Origin of the sequence: Serratia sp. CY55921, from assembly GCF_052167655.1 — a bacterium.
In the GTDB taxonomy this organism is placed as follows: domain Bacteria; phylum Pseudomonadota; class Gammaproteobacteria; order Enterobacterales; family Enterobacteriaceae; genus Serratia; species Serratia ureilytica.
The window spans coordinates 1-16890 of record NZ_JBJNMU010000009.1; the positions used below are offsets into that span (position 1 = coordinate 1).

Annotated in this window: 12 protein-coding genes; 4 read left to right on the forward strand and 8 right to left on the reverse strand. The window is 61.4% G+C overall.

Going from position 1 to position 16890, the window contains the following annotated elements; all coding sequences use genetic code 11:
- The 3 genes from ACJ8M3_RS23275 to ACJ8M3_RS23285 form a co-directional block, all read right to left on the reverse strand.
- A partial coding sequence (locus ACJ8M3_RS23275; protein ID WP_442514747.1) for an amino acid adenylation domain-containing protein occupies nt 1-6962 on the reverse strand: 6962 nt, incomplete at its 3' end.
- Nucleotides 6963-7572: 610 nt separating this feature from the next.
- Nucleotides 7573-8262 (reverse strand): LrgB family protein, encoded by a 690-nt coding sequence (locus tag ACJ8M3_RS23280; RefSeq protein WP_004936833.1) that lies wholly within the window; start codon nt 8260-8262, stop codon nt 7573-7575.
- Nucleotides 8255-8677, reverse strand: a complete 423-nt coding sequence (locus ACJ8M3_RS23285; RefSeq protein ID WP_004936830.1) for a CidA/LrgA family protein — start codon at nt 8675-8677, stop codon at nt 8255-8257. The genes ACJ8M3_RS23280 and ACJ8M3_RS23285 overlap by 8 nt, the downstream gene beginning before the upstream one ends.
- 139 nt (nt 8678-8816) lie before the next feature.
- Here ACJ8M3_RS23285 and ACJ8M3_RS23290 point away from each other — a divergent pair, with 139 nt between their 5' ends.
- Entirely contained in the window at nt 8817-9704 is an 888-nt protein-coding gene (locus ACJ8M3_RS23290) for a LysR family transcriptional regulator (protein WP_033644435.1), read from the forward strand.
- A 76-nt stretch (nt 9705-9780) separates the two neighbouring features.
- Here the strand turns inward: ACJ8M3_RS23290 and ACJ8M3_RS23295 are convergent, their stop codons facing one another.
- The 5 genes from ACJ8M3_RS23295 to ACJ8M3_RS23315 form a co-directional block, all read right to left on the reverse strand.
- Entirely contained in the window at nt 9781-11430 is a 1650-nt protein-coding gene (locus ACJ8M3_RS23295) for a Na+/H+ antiporter (protein ID WP_004936822.1), read from the reverse strand.
- A gap of 197 nt (nt 11431-11627) precedes the next feature.
- The gene (locus tag ACJ8M3_RS23300) at nt 11628-12989 is read right to left on the reverse strand and encodes an NCS2 family permease (RefSeq protein WP_033644434.1); all 1362 of its coding nucleotides are present in this window, start codon (nt 12987-12989) and stop codon (nt 11628-11630) included.
- A 333-nt stretch (nt 12990-13322) separates the two neighbouring features.
- Nucleotides 13323-13730, reverse strand: coding sequence for a VOC family protein (locus ACJ8M3_RS23305; protein ID WP_015379207.1), 408 nt, complete (start codon nt 13728-13730; stop codon nt 13323-13325).
- A 47-nt stretch (nt 13731-13777) separates the two neighbouring features.
- Nucleotides 13778-14446, reverse strand: a complete 669-nt coding sequence (locus tag ACJ8M3_RS23310) for a glutathione S-transferase family protein (protein WP_033644433.1) — start codon at nt 14444-14446, stop codon at nt 13778-13780.
- Nucleotides 14443-14886 (reverse strand): lipocalin-like domain-containing protein, encoded by a 444-nt coding sequence (locus ACJ8M3_RS23315; RefSeq protein ID WP_033644432.1) that lies wholly within the window; start codon nt 14884-14886, stop codon nt 14443-14445. Before ACJ8M3_RS23315 ends, ACJ8M3_RS23310 begins: the two co-directional genes overlap by 4 nt.
- A 195-nt stretch (nt 14887-15081) precedes the next feature.
- Between ACJ8M3_RS23315 and bhsA the strand changes: the two genes are divergently transcribed.
- From bhsA to ACJ8M3_RS23330, 3 genes are all read left to right on the forward strand, one after another.
- Nucleotides 15082-15342 carry a multiple stress resistance protein BhsA gene (bhsA, locus tag ACJ8M3_RS23320; protein ID WP_042785456.1) on the forward strand — a complete coding sequence of 87 codons (261 nt, stop codon included), beginning with the start codon at nt 15082-15084 and terminating at the stop codon, nt 15340-15342.
- 150 nt (nt 15343-15492) lie between these two features.
- Nucleotides 15493-16242 carry a 3-oxoacyl-ACP reductase family protein gene (locus ACJ8M3_RS23325; protein ID WP_046687892.1) on the forward strand — a complete coding sequence of 250 codons (750 nt, stop codon included), beginning with the start codon at nt 15493-15495 and terminating at the stop codon, nt 16240-16242.
- Between the two features lie 263 nt (nt 16243-16505).
- Nucleotides 16506-16718, forward strand: coding sequence for a DUF1471 domain-containing protein (locus ACJ8M3_RS23330; RefSeq protein ID WP_033644427.1), 213 nt, complete (start codon nt 16506-16508; stop codon nt 16716-16718).
- The last annotated feature ends 172 nt before the right edge of the window (nt 16719-16890 follow it).

Here is a 16890-nt window from a genome sequence, read left to right on the forward strand (position 1 = left end):
TCCACCACCGCTTCCCGCACCGCCGGGTGCGTCGCCAGCGTCGCTTCTATCTCGCCGCATTCGATGCGGAAGCCGCGGATTTTCACCTGCTGGTCATTGCGCCCCAGGTACTCGATGTCACCGTTCGCCAGATAGCGCGCTACGTCGCCGGTGCGGTACATGCGCCCGCCCGGCGCGAACGGATCGCTCAGGAAACGCTCCGCCGTCAAGTCGGGCCGATTCAGGTAGCCCCGCGCCACCTGCACCCCGCCGATATACAGCTCGCCCACCGCCCCCAGCGGCACCGGCTGCCCGTGCTCGTCCAGCAGATAGATGCGCGTGTTGGCGATCGGCCGACCGATCGGCACCGACACCCGGTCCGCCTCCCACGAACAGTGCCAGGCGGTGACGTCCACCGCCGCCTCCGTCGGCCCATACAGGTTATGCAACTCCGCCTGCGGCAGCCGGCGGTAAAACTCCGCCACCAGCGCCGCCGGCAGCGCTTCCCCGCTGCACATCACCCGCACCACGTTGCCACAGCGCGTCGCCGCCTGCTCATCTGCCAGGAAGCTTTGCAACATCGACGGCACGAAGTGCAGCGTGGTGACGCCGTACTCTTCGATAGCGCGGCTCAGGTAGTCCGGATCCTTGTGCCCTTCCGGCTTCGCCATCACCAGGCGCGCGCCGACCATCAGCGGCCAGAAGAACTCCCACACCGAGACGTCGAAGCCGAACGGCGTTTTTTGCAGCACCGTGTCCGCCGCCGTCAGGCCGTAGGCCTCCTGCATCCACACCAGCCGGTTGACCACCCCGCGGTGTTCGTTCATCGCGCCCTTCGGTTTACCGGTCGAACCCGAGGTGTAAATCACGTACGCCAGGTGCGACGCCTGCGCGCGCGGCGCCGGGTTCTCGGCACTCAGCGTCTCCGGCAACGCGGCCTCCAGCGCCAGCTGCGGCGTCGCGGGTTCGCCCAGCGCCGCCCGGCCGGCGGCGTCCGCCAGCAGCAGCACCGGGTCGGCATCCTGCAGGATGTACTGCAGGCGCTCGCCCGGATAGGCCGGATCCAACGGCACATAGGCGCCGCCGGCCTTGAGGATGCCGAACAGCGCCGTCACCATGTTCAGGCCGCGTTCGGCGCACACCGCCACCCGGCTGTCCGGGCCCACGCCGCGCGCAATCAGCGCGTGCGCCAGCCGGTTGGCGCGGGCGTTCAACCGGGCGTAGCTCAGGCTTTCCGCGCCGCTCACCAGCGCGATGGCATCCGGCGTGCGGCGCACCTGCCGCTCGAACAGCGCCGCCAGCGTCTGATCCAGCGGGTAATCACGCTCGGTGCGGTTCCAGCCATGCAGCAGATGCTCCCGTTCGGCGAGCGGCAGCAAATCGATATGGGATACCGATCGCGGGTTATTCAGCGTCATCGCCCGCAGCGCCTGTACCAGGTAAACGCCGTAACGCTCGGCGGTGGCGCGATCGAACAACGCCGTGGCGAAATTCAGCGTGCCGCTGATGCCTTCGCCGGTATCGGCCAGATCGAGCGTCAGATCGAACTTCGCCGCGCTGTATTCCAGCCCGGCCAATTCGGCCTGCAGCCCAGGCAGCGGAATATCGCGCACCGAGCCGTCCTGCCAGGCCAGCATCACCTGGAACAGCGGGGTATAGCCCAGATGGCGCGGCGGGTTGACCAGCTCCACCACCTGCTCGAACGGCAGATCGCGGTTTTCCTGCGCCGCCAGCACCGTGTGGCGGACCCGTTCGAGCAGCGTCGGCAGATCCGGATCGTCGCGAAGATCGATGCGCAGCGCCAGCGTGCTGACGAAGAAACCGACCAGCGATTCGGTTTCCAGCCGGCCGCGGTTGGCCTCCGGCGTGCCGATCACCAGCTCCTGCTGTCCGGCCATGCGCGCCAGCACCAGGCTCCAGGCCGCCAGCACCGTCATAAACAGCGTGCCGCCATGCTGTCGGCTGAATTGACGCAGCGCCTGCGTCAACTCGGCGTCGATCGCGATCGGCACTTCTGCGCCGCTGAAAGACTGTACCGTCGGACGCGGCCGGTCGGTCGGCAACGTCAGCAGCGCCGGCGCATCGCTCAGCGTTTCACGCCAGTATTGCGCCTGCGCCGCCAGCCGTTCCGGCGTCAGGTAGCGACGCTGCCAGGCTGCGTAATCCGGGTATTGCAAGATCGGCGGCGGCAGCGGATCGGCCTCGCCTCGACGGAAAGCGCCGTACAGCGCGCCCAATTCGCGCAGCAGTATGCCGGTAGACCAGCCGTCGGAGACGATGTGATGGCAGGTGAGCAGGAACAGATGCTCCTCATCCGCCAGGCGGAGCAGCGCGGCGCGCACCAGCGGCCCCTGCGTCAAATCGAACGATTGAGTGGCCGCCTGACGACACAGCGTTTCAGCCTGCGCGGGGTGACGTCGCAGATCGTGGAACGCAAGCGGTAACCCGTTTGCCGGCAAAATCTGTACCTGTGGCCGATCTTCCCGGGTGATGAACCGGCTGCGCAGCGATTCGTGGCGCGCATAGAGCGCGTCCAGCCCCTGTTGCAACGCCTGCCGGTCCAACCGACCGCGCAGCCGCAACGCCAGCGGGATATGGTAGGTTTCGCTCATCCCCTCCAACTGGGTCAGGAACCACAGACGCTGCTGAGCAAACGACAGGGGCAATTCCCCATCGCGCGCCACCGGCAGCATCGGGATCGATTCCTGCGTCGGCGCAACCTGCAGCGCCTGGGCCAACACGTGCAACACCGGACTGGCGAACAGCGCCTGCAACGGCAGCTGCCATCCGGCCTGTTGCACGCGGTTCGCCAGGCGCACCGCCATCAGCGAATGCCCGCCCAGTTCGAAGAAGTGGTCGTAACGGCCAATCCGTTCTACGCCCAACAGCTCATGCCAGATAGCCGCCAACAGATTTTCTGCCTCGCCCTGCGGCGGCGCATAGGCCTCGCGCGCACAGGCGTCGACCTGCGGCACGGGCAGGGCGCGCTTGTCCAATTTGCCGTTGCCGGTCAGCGGCAACGCCTCCAGCCAAACGTAAGCCGCCGGCACCATATAGTCCGGCAACCGCGCCTGCAGATGCCGGCGCAATTCGGTCGCCAGCGTAGCGCGTTCCGTCTCCGGCGCCGGAACCACCCATGCCACCAGTCGCTTATTCCCGTCGCCATCGTCGATAGCGTCCACGGCTACGCTGCGCACGCGCGGATCGGCGCTCAGCTGCGCTTCCACCTCACCGCACTCGATGCGGAAGCCGCGGATTTTCACCTGCTGGTCGTTGCGCCCCAGGTATTCGATATCCCCCCCCGGCAGATAGCGCGCCAGATCGCCGGTGCGATACATGCGCGCACCCGGCGCCCGGTTGAAAGGGTCTTCGAGAAAACGTTCCGCCGTCAATTCGGGCCGGTTCAGGTACCCTCGCGCCACCCCTTCACCGCCGACGTACAGTTCGCCGATCGCCCCCATCGGCACCGGTTCGCCATCGCCGCCCAGCAGATACAGCCGCAAATCCGGAATACGGCAGCCGATCGGGCTGGCGACGATCGCCGTATCCTGTGCCGACAGCGGCCGGTACGTCACGTGCACCGTGGTTTCGGTGATGCCGTACATGTTGACCAATCGCGTCTGCCGGTTCTCTGGACGAGCAAACCACGGCGCGAGATCGGAAGGCTTCAGCATTTCACCACCGAACACGATCTCGCGCAGCTGATGGCGCGCTTCGCTGTGTGCCTGAGCCTGGATAAAGGCTTTGAAGGCGCTCGGCGTCTGATTCAGTACCGTGATGCCGCTGCGGCAGACGAAATGATAAAAGTCCGGCGCCGAACGGGCGATCTCCTGCGGTACGATGAACAGCTGGCCGCCATACAACCAGGCGCCCCAGATCTCCCAAACCGAAAAGTCGAAGGCGAATGAGTGGAACAGGCACCACTTGTCGGCGGCGCTGAAGTTAAACCAGGCGTTGGTGGCGCTGAACAAGCGCGCGACCTGGCGATGCTCCACCATGACCCCTTTCGGTTTGCCGGTCGAACCGGAGGTGTAAATCACATACGCCAGGTGTGATGGCCGCACCTCGACGTCCTGCAGATCGTCGCTGTTCCCCGTCAACGGCTGTTCCAGCGCCAATACCGGCACCTCGCAGCCGCCCAGCGCTTGCCTGCCAAGTTCATCCGCCAACAGCAGCACCGGCGCGGAGTCCGCCAGGATGTACTGTAGCCGCTCTCCGCTATAGGCGGGATCCAACGGCACATAGGCGCCGCCGGCTTTGAGGATCCCCAGCAACCCGGCCAGCATCGGCAGACCGCGTCCGGCGCACAGCGCCACCAGACTGTCCGGTTGTACGCCAAGCTCTACCAGCCGATGGGCCCATCGGTTCGCCCAGGTATTCAATTCAGCGTAAGTCAGGCTGTCGTCGCCGTATGTCATCGCCGTCGCATCTGGCGTGCGTTTGACCTGCGCTTCGAACAGCCGATGCAGACACGCCGCCGGCGAGTGCGAAGCAACGGTGTGATTGAGGCTCTGCAGCAACTGCGTGCGTTCTTCCTCGGAAACCAGATTGAGTTCGCCGATGGTGCGACGATGAGAGCCCGCTCTCACCGCGTCGTTGAGCAGCATCAGCAGATGTTGCGTCGCACGCAACATCTGTTCGTCAGCCACTGAGGCGGCGTCGTATACCCAACGGAAGGCGCCGTCAGCCTTGCAGATTTGCAATACCGCGCGCGAGCCGGAAGCCATGATGGCAGCCAAGCCCTCGTCTTCAGGCTGCAACCCTGTCTCTGAACGCCGGCTGACGATCGATACCGCCGTCGGCCAAGCTTGGGGCGCCCGCAGATCCGCATCGCCCGTCAGCAACGCGGGATGATAATCAGCATGAGCGCGCAACCGGCCGTATTCTTGTTCCAGCGCGGCCAATGCCTGCTGGAAATTGTAGGAGTGATCAACTGAGACCTGCAGCGGCAGCACGCGCGCGCTCAGGTGAGCCCAACGTCCCCAATCCCGATCGTTCGACGTAATCCAACCCAGCTGAAAATCGGTTTCATTACACATGCGCGCCAGATAGAGGGTTGCTGCCGCCAGCACCTGCTCGCCAGCAATCTTTTCCAGGCGCTGCCAGGCCGTGGCCTGCCAGCGTGCGGGAAGGGCCGCCCGGCGGTCAGGCCCTGGCGGGAACGGCGCCGGATAAAAGCGTGTCAGACGCGGTTGCCAGAAAGCGGCGCTGTCGGCGCTGGCGCCATACGCCGCGCCTAACAGCGAAGCTTCGGCATCGCTAAGCGTCGGCAAGACCGAGCCGACAGACAGGCCGCAGGCCTGCGCCAGCGCATCACCCGGCTGAATCGAGCCGTCGGCGCGCAAGAACGGCCCGACGCGCACCACGCCGGGATGCGCGGCGATCTCCCAGCCGTCGGTCTCAATGCGCAGCAGGGTGCCGGGTTCGGCCTGGCGTTCATCGCTCACCGCCAGCAGCGTCGTCACGCCCAGCACGCGCTCCGCCAACAGTATCTTCGCCGCGCATCCCGCGCCATGGCTCAGCGAGCTCACCAGGCGCTGCAGCGCCTGAGCCGGGCGATCCCAACGGATGATGCCGCCGGCAGGCGGTTGCCGCCGGTTGGCGTAAAAGCTGCCGCCGGCCCCGGCATCAGCCAACGTCGCCACTTGCCGATCCAACGCTTCGATCGTTCCCGTCGTTGAAGCGTTCAGCGCGCGTAAAATGAACTGGAAACGACGCTGCAAAACATCCAGATCGTCTAATGAATTTGCATAGGCGGCGTCAGAAAAAGTGACGTCCAGTTCATTCGCCTGCTGGTCTTCATACAGCATAATCTGTAGATCGCCGGACGGAATATTGCCACCGTAATACCAACGGGTGCGGCATCCCCAGAAAGGATCGCCGTGGTCGAAAGAAACGATGTTAATTGAAGGGCCAAACCAGGCGGAATCCGTCGCGCCATTATCACGCCGAATATCCTCCCCGCGATATAATTGATGGCGAACCACTTTCGCTATTTCAGCCGCTACTTTCTGGATAAATTCAGCCAGACTTAGTTGAGGTTCAACCTTAATAATCAAAGGGACAACGTTAGAGGTCATACCAATACTGTTTCGTTCCCTTGTCCCGGTCACCGGCATGCTGAAATTAAGATATTCGCTGCCGGTTAAGCTGTAGAAACATAATGCTACGGCGGCGGCCAATATATGCGCACGGTGTACGCCGATATTGTCGGCCTGCCGCTGCAGCCGATCCAGGGCGTCTTTTTCCAGCAGCTGCGTGTTGTGGTGCATCGCAGCGTCCGGCGTCAATACGGCCCTGCGTGACAAGCTCTGCGGCGCGGCGGCGGTGTATTCCCGCCAAAACGCCTGATCGGAAGAAAAGCGCGAAGAGTCGCGGTACTTGATGTCGTTTTCATACAGCAGAGAGAAATTGCAGTTGGCGAATTCAGGGATGACGCCGCCGGACGCCAGCGCGTTATAGTAAGCCGCGATGCGCCGCATCACTTCCTCAGCGCTGCGGCCGTCGGTGATCATATGGTGGAAACGGCGATAGAGGATGTAGCGCTGTGGTGCGAGCGTAATGACATAAAAACTAAAAGGTTCTTCTCCCGTAGCGCGGCGCGGCAGCGCCGAATCCGCCACCATCCAACGTCTGGCCGCCTGCAGAGGATCGGGCTCCTTGCTGAGATCGAGCGTGAACAGCGGCTCATGTGTACGTGGCGCGCGGTATTGATAAAGCTCACCGTCTTTTTCCACAAAATGCGCTTGCAGAGCCGGCGTTTCTTCGACGATGGCGTCGATGGCTTGCCGCAGCAGTTTAACGTTGAGCGGCCCGTCGACCTGTCCGTAGCCCCAGATATTGAACGACAAATCTTTGGAGATGTTTTCCCCCAGCCAGAGTTCACGCTGGGCGGTTGTTATTTCATGCAGCTCAACTTTCTCCGTTGCGGCCTGAGACCCTGCACGGAATTCCCCACTCTTCACATCAGTTTGTTTGTTCATAATATTCTCTAGCACGTTTTCATTACGTTAATGAAATAGACCGTCAGGATTTAGGCAAAGACTGGCCGCCCGACAGTTCAAGTCAGAATAAAAAAACCGTAGAAAAGCTGGGTCTCCCCCAACTAAGAAAGGATAGAATGGCTAATCCAGAGGTCCCCCCTGCGCCTCAATTTGCTGAGCTGTGAAGTATAGGAGAGGATATTTTTTTTGGCGAAACGTGCGAAAGGGAATAAATGACCATTTTATTTCCCCGATATTACTCAGGGATGACGAGGGTATTGAACTTGTATTAACCTGAGATGATTAGAGAATAATTAATATTTTTTTGTATTATTCATCGAGGTTAATATGCAGCAATTCTTACGATAAGAGCCTCTCCATATCAATAAGTTATACTTTATTGTTTGAAAAACAATAATTAATAATTTAATTAATTCATTGTCATCGAAATTTATGCCCGGTTTTATCGGCAGCGGCTCTATCGCTTTTTGTTATAACAATGGGAAAAATTATGCTGAAAAAATTTTGCGTTTTTTCGTGTGCAAATCAACGGCACCGTTCCCAACCGCAGACAATGTCAATGGGGCGGCAGAGCCCGCCCCAAGAGGTCTTACCACATCAGCCGGCCGATCAATGGCGCGGCCACGACCGTGATGATGCCGGCCAGCATCATCACCAAACTCGACACCACGCCCTCCTGCGGCCCCAGCTCATAGGCGCGGGCAGTGCCGGCGCCGTGCGACGAGGCGCCAAATCCGGCGCCCTTCGCCAGACGGCTGCGCACCGCCAGCCGCAAAAACAAAATATCCCCCACCGCCATGCCGAACACCCCGGTGATCACCACGAACAGCGCCACCAGATCCGGCTGCCCGCCCATCTGTTTTGCGGCCTCCAGCGCGAACGGCGTGGTGATCGACCGCACCGCCAGGCTGCGCTGCACCTCTTCCGGCAGCGTCAACAGGCGCGCCAGCCACACCGAGCTGTACACCGCCACCAGCACCGCGGTCGTTACCCCGGCGGTCAGCGACAGCCAGTGGCGACGGATGATATGCAGATTCTCGTACACCGGCACCGCGAAGGCGATGGTCGCCGGCCCCAGCAGCCACAGCAGCCAGTGGGTTTCACCGATGTAGTCCTGATAGGAGATATGGGTGACCACCAGCAGCAGCACCAGAATCATCGGCGTCAGCACCAGCGGCATCAGCAGCAACGTGCGGCGGCGGCGATAGAGTTTCTTGTTGGCGAAATACAGCGCCAGCGTCGCCAGAAAACAGGCCAGGCTAAGGATAAAATCATTCATGGCGCTGCTTCCGCCGCTGCAGCCAAATCTCCAGCCGATATACCCTGTCCACCACCAGCCCGGTGGCGCCCAGCGTCAGCATGGTGCTGACTGCGATCACCAGAAAGATCTTCCAGCCCTCGACCATCAGCAGCTGGGCATAGTTGACCACCGCCACCACCGCCGGCACGAAAAACAGCAGCATTTCCGCCAGCAGCCAGCGGGAGCCGGCCTTGACCCAACTGAGCGGCAGAATGCGCAGCAGGATCAGCGCCAGCAGCATCAGCATGCCGACGATATTGGCGGGGAGCGGCAGGTGGAATTGTTGCACCAGGCGATCGGCGATCAGGAACAGCGCCGCATACAACGCCACCTGAATCGGCACCTGCAAACGGGTCAGCAGGGAGGGGGCAACGCGGCGTAACGCCAGAGACATGAAAGATGACCTCAAACAATAATTGACGGCCTACAGTATACGCAGCCGGGAAACCACGCCTGAAATGAATTAAAATTATCGACATCATGCCGTCCGGGAATAGTTTCCCGCCGGTAGCGTCCCCAAGGAGAACCCTAACGTGGATGTCCGCACCCTGCGCTACTTCGTTGAAGTGGTGCGCCAGCAAAGCTTCACCCGCGCGGCGGAAAAACTGTTCGTCACCCAGCCCACCATCAGCAAAATGCTGCGGCATCTGGAGGAGGAGCTGGAATGCACGCTGCTGATCCGCGAAGGCCGCAAGCTGCGCCTGACCGACAGCGGCCAGGCGGTGTATCAGCGCGGCCTGACGATCCTCGACGAATTCCGCCAGTTGGAGGCGGAGCTGGAAGACATCAGCTCGGTGAAAAAGGGCGTGTTGCGGCTGGGCATTCCGCCGATGGTCGGCAGGCAGATCGCCGATCTGATCCGCCGCTTTCGTCAGACCTACCCCGGCATCGAATTGAAGATTTCCGAGCTGGGCGGGCTGTCGGTCGAACAGGCGGTGATGTCCGGCGAACTGGATCTGGCGATGACGGTGTTGCCCTTCGACTCGGAGCAGCCGCTGACCTTTCTGCCGCTGCTGGGCCACCCGATGTGCGTGGTGGCGCCGCGCACGCCGCAGTGGCTCAACCGCACCAGCATCAATATCGCCGAATTGGCCGACAGCCCGATCCTGATTTATAACGAAGACTTTGCGCTTTACAAGATGCTGATGAAGGCGTTTCGCCTGGCCGGTTTTGAACCGCAAATCGCGGTGCGCAGCGGCCAATGGGACTTCCTCGCCTCGATGGTGCAGGCCGGCGTGGGCATCGCCATGCTGCCGGAGCCGGTTTGCCGCTGGCTGGATAAGGAAAACCTGGTCTGGCTGCCGCTGGAACCGCGCATGGAATGGAAAATCGGCCTGATCTGGCGCCAGGGCAGCTATTTGTCGCACAGCGCGCAGGCCTGGATCGCCTGCTGCCGCGACTACTGGCCGCCGCTCAAGTAGCCAAAAAACAAGGGCCGCACAGGCGGCCCTTCAGGATGGGGATAACGAGGAAAAACGTTTATTCCTCCCTCTGCGTTTACCCCTCGCGCTCGATCAACAGCGCTTCGAGCAAATCGAGATCGTGCAGCAGTTTTTGCAGCGTCTCGTTGCTGATTTTCTGCGTGGCGCGCAGGTGGTACAGCTCGCCGCGCTCGGCGCGCAGCGCCGTCAGGCGGAAACGCCGCTCGAGGTTTTCCATCGCCAGCGCATTCTCGATATCGTCTTTCGACGCGATACGCCGCCGCAGCATGCCCGTCACCCGCGAGCTGACCTCTTTCAACACCTGCGGATCGAGGTTCTCTTCGGTATCGGCGACCAGGCGCTCTTCCATTTTATTCACGCTCTCGATCGCCACCTCGGCCGCCATGGCGATCGCCATGCGCTCTTCCTGCTTGCTGGCGCTCTTGTCGGTCACCTGCACGCCGCGCAACAGCAGCGGCAACGCCAGCACGCCGACAATCAACGACAGCAGGATCACCCCGGCGGCGATAAACACCAGCTGATAGCGCGCCGGGAAGGCGGTGCCGTCGCTCAGCAACAGCGGTATCGACAGCACGCCGGCCAGGGTAATCGCCCCGCGCACCCCGGCGAACGACGCCACCCACAGCTCACGCGTGCTGTAATCGCCGAACTGCAGCGGACGCTTTTTCATAAAGCGGTTGCTGGCCTTCTTCATCACCCACAGCCAGGTGAAACGCAGCACCAGCAGCGCGGCGTAGATGGTGGCCACGTCGGCGAACAGATACCAGGTCTGGATGGTCGGATCCAGCTCCGCCTGCAGGATGGAGGTTTCAAGAATGCCCGGCAGTTGCAGGCCCAGCATGATGAACACCATGCCGTTGAACACGAATTCCAGCATCGCCCACACGCTGTTGGCGCGCAGGCGCATCGCCAGCGGCGCGTTGCGGATCACGCCGGATTGGCTGATGGTCATCCCCGCCGCCACCGCCGCCAGGATGCCGGAAACGCCGATATGTTCGGCGATCAGGTAGGACGCGAACGGCAGCAGCAGCAGGAACACGATCTGGGTCGCCGGATCGTCGCCGCTCCAGCGGCTCATCACCCGCAGCGATTTACTGTAAGTCCAGGTGACCGCCACGCCGGCCAACAGGCCGCCGATCGCCACTTTGAGGAATTCAAGGGTCGCGCCGCCCACGGTGAACACCATCGTGCCCATCGCCACCGCGATGGCGAACTTGAGCGATACCAGGCCAGACGCGTCATTCATCAGCGCCTCGCCCTCGAGCACGCCCATGATCGGCTTGGGAATCCGCCCTTTGCCGACGATGCCGGACAGCGCCACGGCATCGGTCGGCGACAGCACCGCCGCCAGCGCGAAGGCCGCCACCAGCGGAATGCCCGGCACCATGGCGTAGATCAGATAACCGACGCCGACCACGGTGATCAGCACCAGCACCAGCGCCAGGCCGAGAATTTCACGCCCGTGATGCAGGAACTCGCGCGTCGGCGTTTTCCAGCCGTCGGCGAACAGCAACGGCGGGATGAACAGCACCAGGAACAGTTCGGGATCAAAATCGACGTGCAGCCCGAAATGCGGCCAGGCCAATAGGGCCCCGATGGCGATTTGCATCAGCGGCAGCGGCACCTGGAACGGCAACATGCGCGTCACCACCCCGGACAGGGAGACCACCAGGATCAAAATGAGGATTGTAAAAAAGATTTCCATGCTTTCCTTAGACTCTACGATTCAGACGACATCGGCTCAGGGCCTGCGTTGGTCCCGATAGTAGATCACTTTTTTTACAGCCGTTAAAGCTTGTTGTGCCTTTCAAAACGCGGTGCAGAGCAGAAGAAGACTTATCTTAAGAAGGGAATTGCCGTCACAGGCTCCCCCGCCCGATGGGCGAGGGAAACCCAAGAGGCTTAAATCGCCCAGCCGCCGGCGTAGAACGCCACCAGCGCCACGGCGATCAGCACGGTGCCGATGTTCAGCTTGCGCCATTCGCCGGAGAAGATGCGGCCGATGACCAGCGAGCTGAAGCCCAGCATGATGCCGGTGACGATGTTGCAGGTCAGCACGATGAACACGGCGCACAGCAGGCCGGCCATCGCGTCGACGAAGTCGTTGAAGTCCAGCTTGGTGACGTTGCTCAGCATCAACAGGCCGACGTACATCAGCGCCGGCGCGGTGGCGTAGACCGGCACCAGATAGGCCAGCGGCGACAGGAACAGGATCAGCAGGAACAGAACGCCGACCACGGTGGCGGTCAGGCCGGTCTTGCCGCCCGCTGCGGTGCCGGCGGCGGACTCGATGTAGACCGCGGCGGGCGCGGCGCCCACCAGCCCGGAGAAGATGCTGCTCAGGGAATCCGAGGTCAGCGCCTTGCCGCCGTTGATGATCTGGCCGTCTTTATCCAGCAGGTTGGCCTGCCCGGCCACCGCGCGGATGGTGCCGGTGGCGTCGAACACCGCAGTCATCACCAGCGCCAGCACGCTCGGCAACACCACCGGCTGCAACGCGCCCATGATATCCAGACTGAAGATCAACGATTTGCCGTCAGCGTCCGCCAGGCTCGGCATGGCGAACAGCCCCTGATATTTCACTGCCGGGTCGAAGATCAGGCCGATGATGGAAATGGCGATGATCACCAGCAGAATGCCGCCGGGCACGCGCAGTTTCTCCAGGCCGAAGATCACCGCCAGGCCGACCAGCGTCATGACGACCGGGAAAGAGGTGAACGCGCCGAGCGCCACCGGCAAGCCATCCAGCGGGTTCTTCACCACCAGGCCGACGCCGTTGGCGGCGATCAGCAGCAGGAACAGCCCGATGCCGATGCCGGTGCCGTGCGCCACGCCCATCGGCAGGTTGCGCAGGATCCAGGCGCGGATGCCGGTGACCGAGATGACGGTGAACAGCACGCCCATCAGGAACACCGCGCCCAGCGCCACCGGAATGCTGATATGTTGGCCGAGCACCAGGCTGAAAGCGGTAAAGGCGGTCAACGAGATCGCACAGCCGATGGCCATCGGCAGGTTAGCCCACAGCCCCATCAGCAGCGAGCCCAGACCGGCCACCAGACAGGTGGAAACGAACACCGCCGCCGGCGGGAAGCCCGCTTTGCCCAGCATGCTCGGCACCACGATCACCGAGTACACCATCGCCAGGAAGGTGGTCAGCCCCGCCACCACCTCCTGACGCACGCTGCTGCCGCGCGCGGAAATTTTAAAATAGCCATCAAGCCCGCCGGTTGGTTTTGCGGCGTGGTTCGCTTGAGAGTTCGACATAGGTTACTTCCCCTGTGTTTCATGAATCGGCCCGTCGCAGCAGGCCTGTAATCTCGCCCGCGCCTGATCGCCACGTAATCGTTTACGTCACGTTCCGCTTCCTTGCCCTTCCGTCGCACCGCCAACGGCGATGCGCACCAAGGCAAACGTTTAACTCGCAGCGCGCGGTACGGGTGATTTATGGTGGTTTATTCAAGGCAAACGATTATCCTGCCTTCCCTAGCGTCTAATCAACTAAAGATCGCGGCAATTTATGCAGAAAGCGGCGGGAAGGGCTTCTGCGCGAAAAGACGGGGCGATCCGGCGCCCCTGCCGACCTGCTTCACGGCGATCTTATTGCGCCTGCACCGCTGCGGGATCCATATACATCAATTCCCAGATATGGCCGTCCAGGTCCTGAAATCCGTGGCCGTACATCACGCCATAGTCCCGCGGCGGATGATAGGTATTGCCGCCGCCGGCGATCGCCTTGCGCACCAGTTCGTCCACCGCCGCCCGGCTGGGTTGCGACAGGCACACCAACACTTCGGTGGCCTGTTTGGCGTCGCCGATCGGGTTCGGGGTAAACATCCTGAATTTGTCGTGGGTCAGCAGCATCACGTAAATCGTGTCGCTGACCACCATGCAGGCGGCGGTATCGTCGGTAAATTGCGGGTTGAAGCTGAAGCCGAGCTGGGTGAAAAACGCCATTGAGGCGGGCAGATCGCGTACGGGCAGATTTACGAAGATTTGCGTAGCCATGGGCTACCTCCGATGAAGAATGACCCCATCGAGTATAGCCCATCCGCTTAACTCAGCAGGTCGTAAGGGCCGCCCTGTTCCAGCGCCCGCTGGTAGGCGGGCCGGGCGTGGATGCGCTGCAGGAAGCCGCGCAGTTTCGGGCAATTGTCCAACGCGCCGCGCGCCGCCATCGCCTCGAGCGGGAAGCTCATCTGTATGTCCGCCGCGCTGAAATCGTTGCCGACGAACCAGCTGCCCTTGTTCAGGTGCTGTTCGAGATACTCGCAGTGCGGCGCGATCTGTTTGTCGAGGTATTCGCGCTGTACGCCCTTGCCGATCGCGCCCGCCACCGGCCGCAGCAGCCAGGGGATCGGCGGCTGGCCGAGACGGCTGAACACCAGCTTCATCACCAACAGCGGCATCAGCGATCCCTCTGCGTAGTGCAACCAGTAGCGGTATTGCTGGCGCGCGTGGAAGTCCGTCGGCATAAACATGCCCTGTGCGTCGTAGGCCTCCTGCAAGTATTCGATAATGGCGCCGGATTCCGCCAGCGTCAGATCGCCATCGACGATCACCGGCGATTTGCCCAGCGGGTGGATCTTTTTCAGCGCCGGCGGCGCCAGCAGAGTGTGCGGATCGCGCTCGTAGCGTTGCACCTGATAGGGCACGCCCAGCTCTTCCAAAAACCACAGAATGCGCTGCGACCGCGAGTGATTGAGATGATGAACAATGATCATGATGACGCTCCCGTCCGCTGCCACACCAGTTCGCCGATCTGCACGCCGTTGCCGAGCTGCAGCGGCACCGTGCGCAACGTCAGCCGATCGGCGTTAAAGGCGTAAAAGCGCACCTGACGGCTGCCTATCCAATTGGGGAACGAACAGCCTTCAACCTGATGCACCACCCGTTGCTCGCTTTCTTCCACCTGATAACGGCCGAAATAGCAAATCATATTGATGAAGGCGGCATGGATCTCCCGCTCGGATCCCTGCGCCAAATCGTCGGCGACGAAACGCGGCCGCACGGCGCTGTATAGCTGCGCCGCCATTGTGCCGTTGGCCTCATAGTGGATGCGCCCCAACACCTGCTCGCCCAGCGGGTAATTCAGCTCGCCGTTCTGGTTTTTGAACGCCGACGACACCAACGCCCAGCTGCCGATAAACGCGTTTACCGTCATGACGCTTCTCCGGTTAAGGATCGTCTGTAAAGGGTAGTGGCAATTTTTGCCGCACGCCAACGGCTGAAAAACCGTCAATTTATTTGACAGAGATACTCAAAACTCTCCGATTTTTTATTCACACCCGGTGCACTAGTATTTAACACATCGAGAGACAACGCGCTCTCACCTAATAAATACTCTGAGGAACACATCATGAAAAACGTCAAAATTTTTGCTACCGCTGCACTGCTGGCTACCGCTTCTTTCGCTACCTTCGCCGCTGACCTGCCAACCAGCCAGCCAGCCGCAGACGCGCAGAAAATCGGCGTAGTCACCGTGAGCGGCGCCGCCAACCTGAGCGCGCTGGAAAGCGAACTGGCCAGCAAAGCCGCCGCGTCGGGCGCCAGTTCCTACCGCATCGTCGCCGCCGGCGGCCAAAACAAACTGTACGGCACCGCAGAAATCTTCAACTGATCGTCGGACAGCCAATCGACGGAAGAAAGAAGCCCCGCAAGGGGCTTTTCTCGTTTCAGGCGGCCAGAGCTCTTTGTGGACAGTGATCGCCATTCATTTCACCCATACTGAATGACAGCGCAATACCCTCACCCACTTTGGAGAAATAGCATGACGACAGCACAACCTCTGCAAGGCAAAGTCGCATTCGTTCAGGGCGGCTCCCGCGGCATCGGCGCCGCCATCGTGAAACGGTTGGCGAACGAAGGCGCCGCCGTCGCCTTTACCTACGCCGCCTCGGCCGATCGCGCCGAAGCGGTGGCGAGCGCCGTGACCGCCGCCGGCGGCAAAGCCCTCGCCATCAAGGCCGACAGCGCCGATGCTGCGGCGCTGCAGCAGGCGGTTCGCCAGGCGGTGAGCCACTTCGGCAACCTGGATATTCTGGTGAACAACGCCGGGGTATTTACGCTGGGCGGCACCGAGGAACTGGCGCTGGACGACCTGGATCGCATGCTGGCGGTCAACGTGCGCAGCGTATTCGTCGCCAGCCAGGAGGCGGCACGCCACATGAACGACGGCGGCCGTATCATCCACATCGGCAGCACCAACGCCGAGCGCGTGCCGTTCGGCGGCGCGGCGGTGTACGCGATGAGCAAATCGGCGCTGGTCGGCCTGACCAAAGGCATGGCGCGCGATCTCGGCCCGCGCGGCATCACCGTCAACAACGTGCAGCCCGGCCCGGTGGACACCGAAATGAACCCGGACGCCGGCGAGTTCGCCGATCAGCTCAAGCAGCTGATGGCGATCGGCCGCTACGGCAAAGATGAAGAGATCGCCGGTTTTGTCGCCTACCTGGCGGGCCCGCAGGCGGGTTATATCACCGGCGCCAGCCTGAGCATCGACGGCGGCTTCTCGGCGTAACATCCAAGCCCCGCGAGGGGCTTTTTATTGGCTTGCCGCGGTATGCAAGCCTGACGACGTCGATGCACGCTTGTTTCCCCTTCCCACGCTTTACGCCGCCAATCCCGCGTGAAAGACAACAATCGAATCAGTTTATGTACAAAAACGGAATAGTTTATTGACGATTCTGTTATTTATTCACCTCACTGCCCCCTTTATCCTTCGTTCCATCGTGTCGTACCGGACACCCTTATTTTTCGAATCTTCGAACACAGGATAAAGATATGAAAACCATGACCACCGTTATTTCACTCGCTCTGTTTTCCACGCTGTCGTTTAACGCTGCAGCAGAGAGCGTTACCGCAACCGGCAGCACGCTGGATTCCACCGAAGCCCTCATCGCTAAAAAAGCGCAAGAGGCCGGCGCAAGCGGCTACAAAATCACCAGCGCCTATATGGGTAATTTCGTCACCATGAGTGCGGAGCTGAAAAAATAATATCAATGACGCCGCTCGCCCGGCGTTATTTATTTCCGCATAAGGAAGTCATCGTCGGGTGGTTATTCACCACGCCTTGTTATAAGGCATTACGCTAATACACCCCGCGCACCCAAAAATGAGCTTCTTTCTCCACCGGTTATTATTCGGCGGCCTGATGTCGCCATGTCCG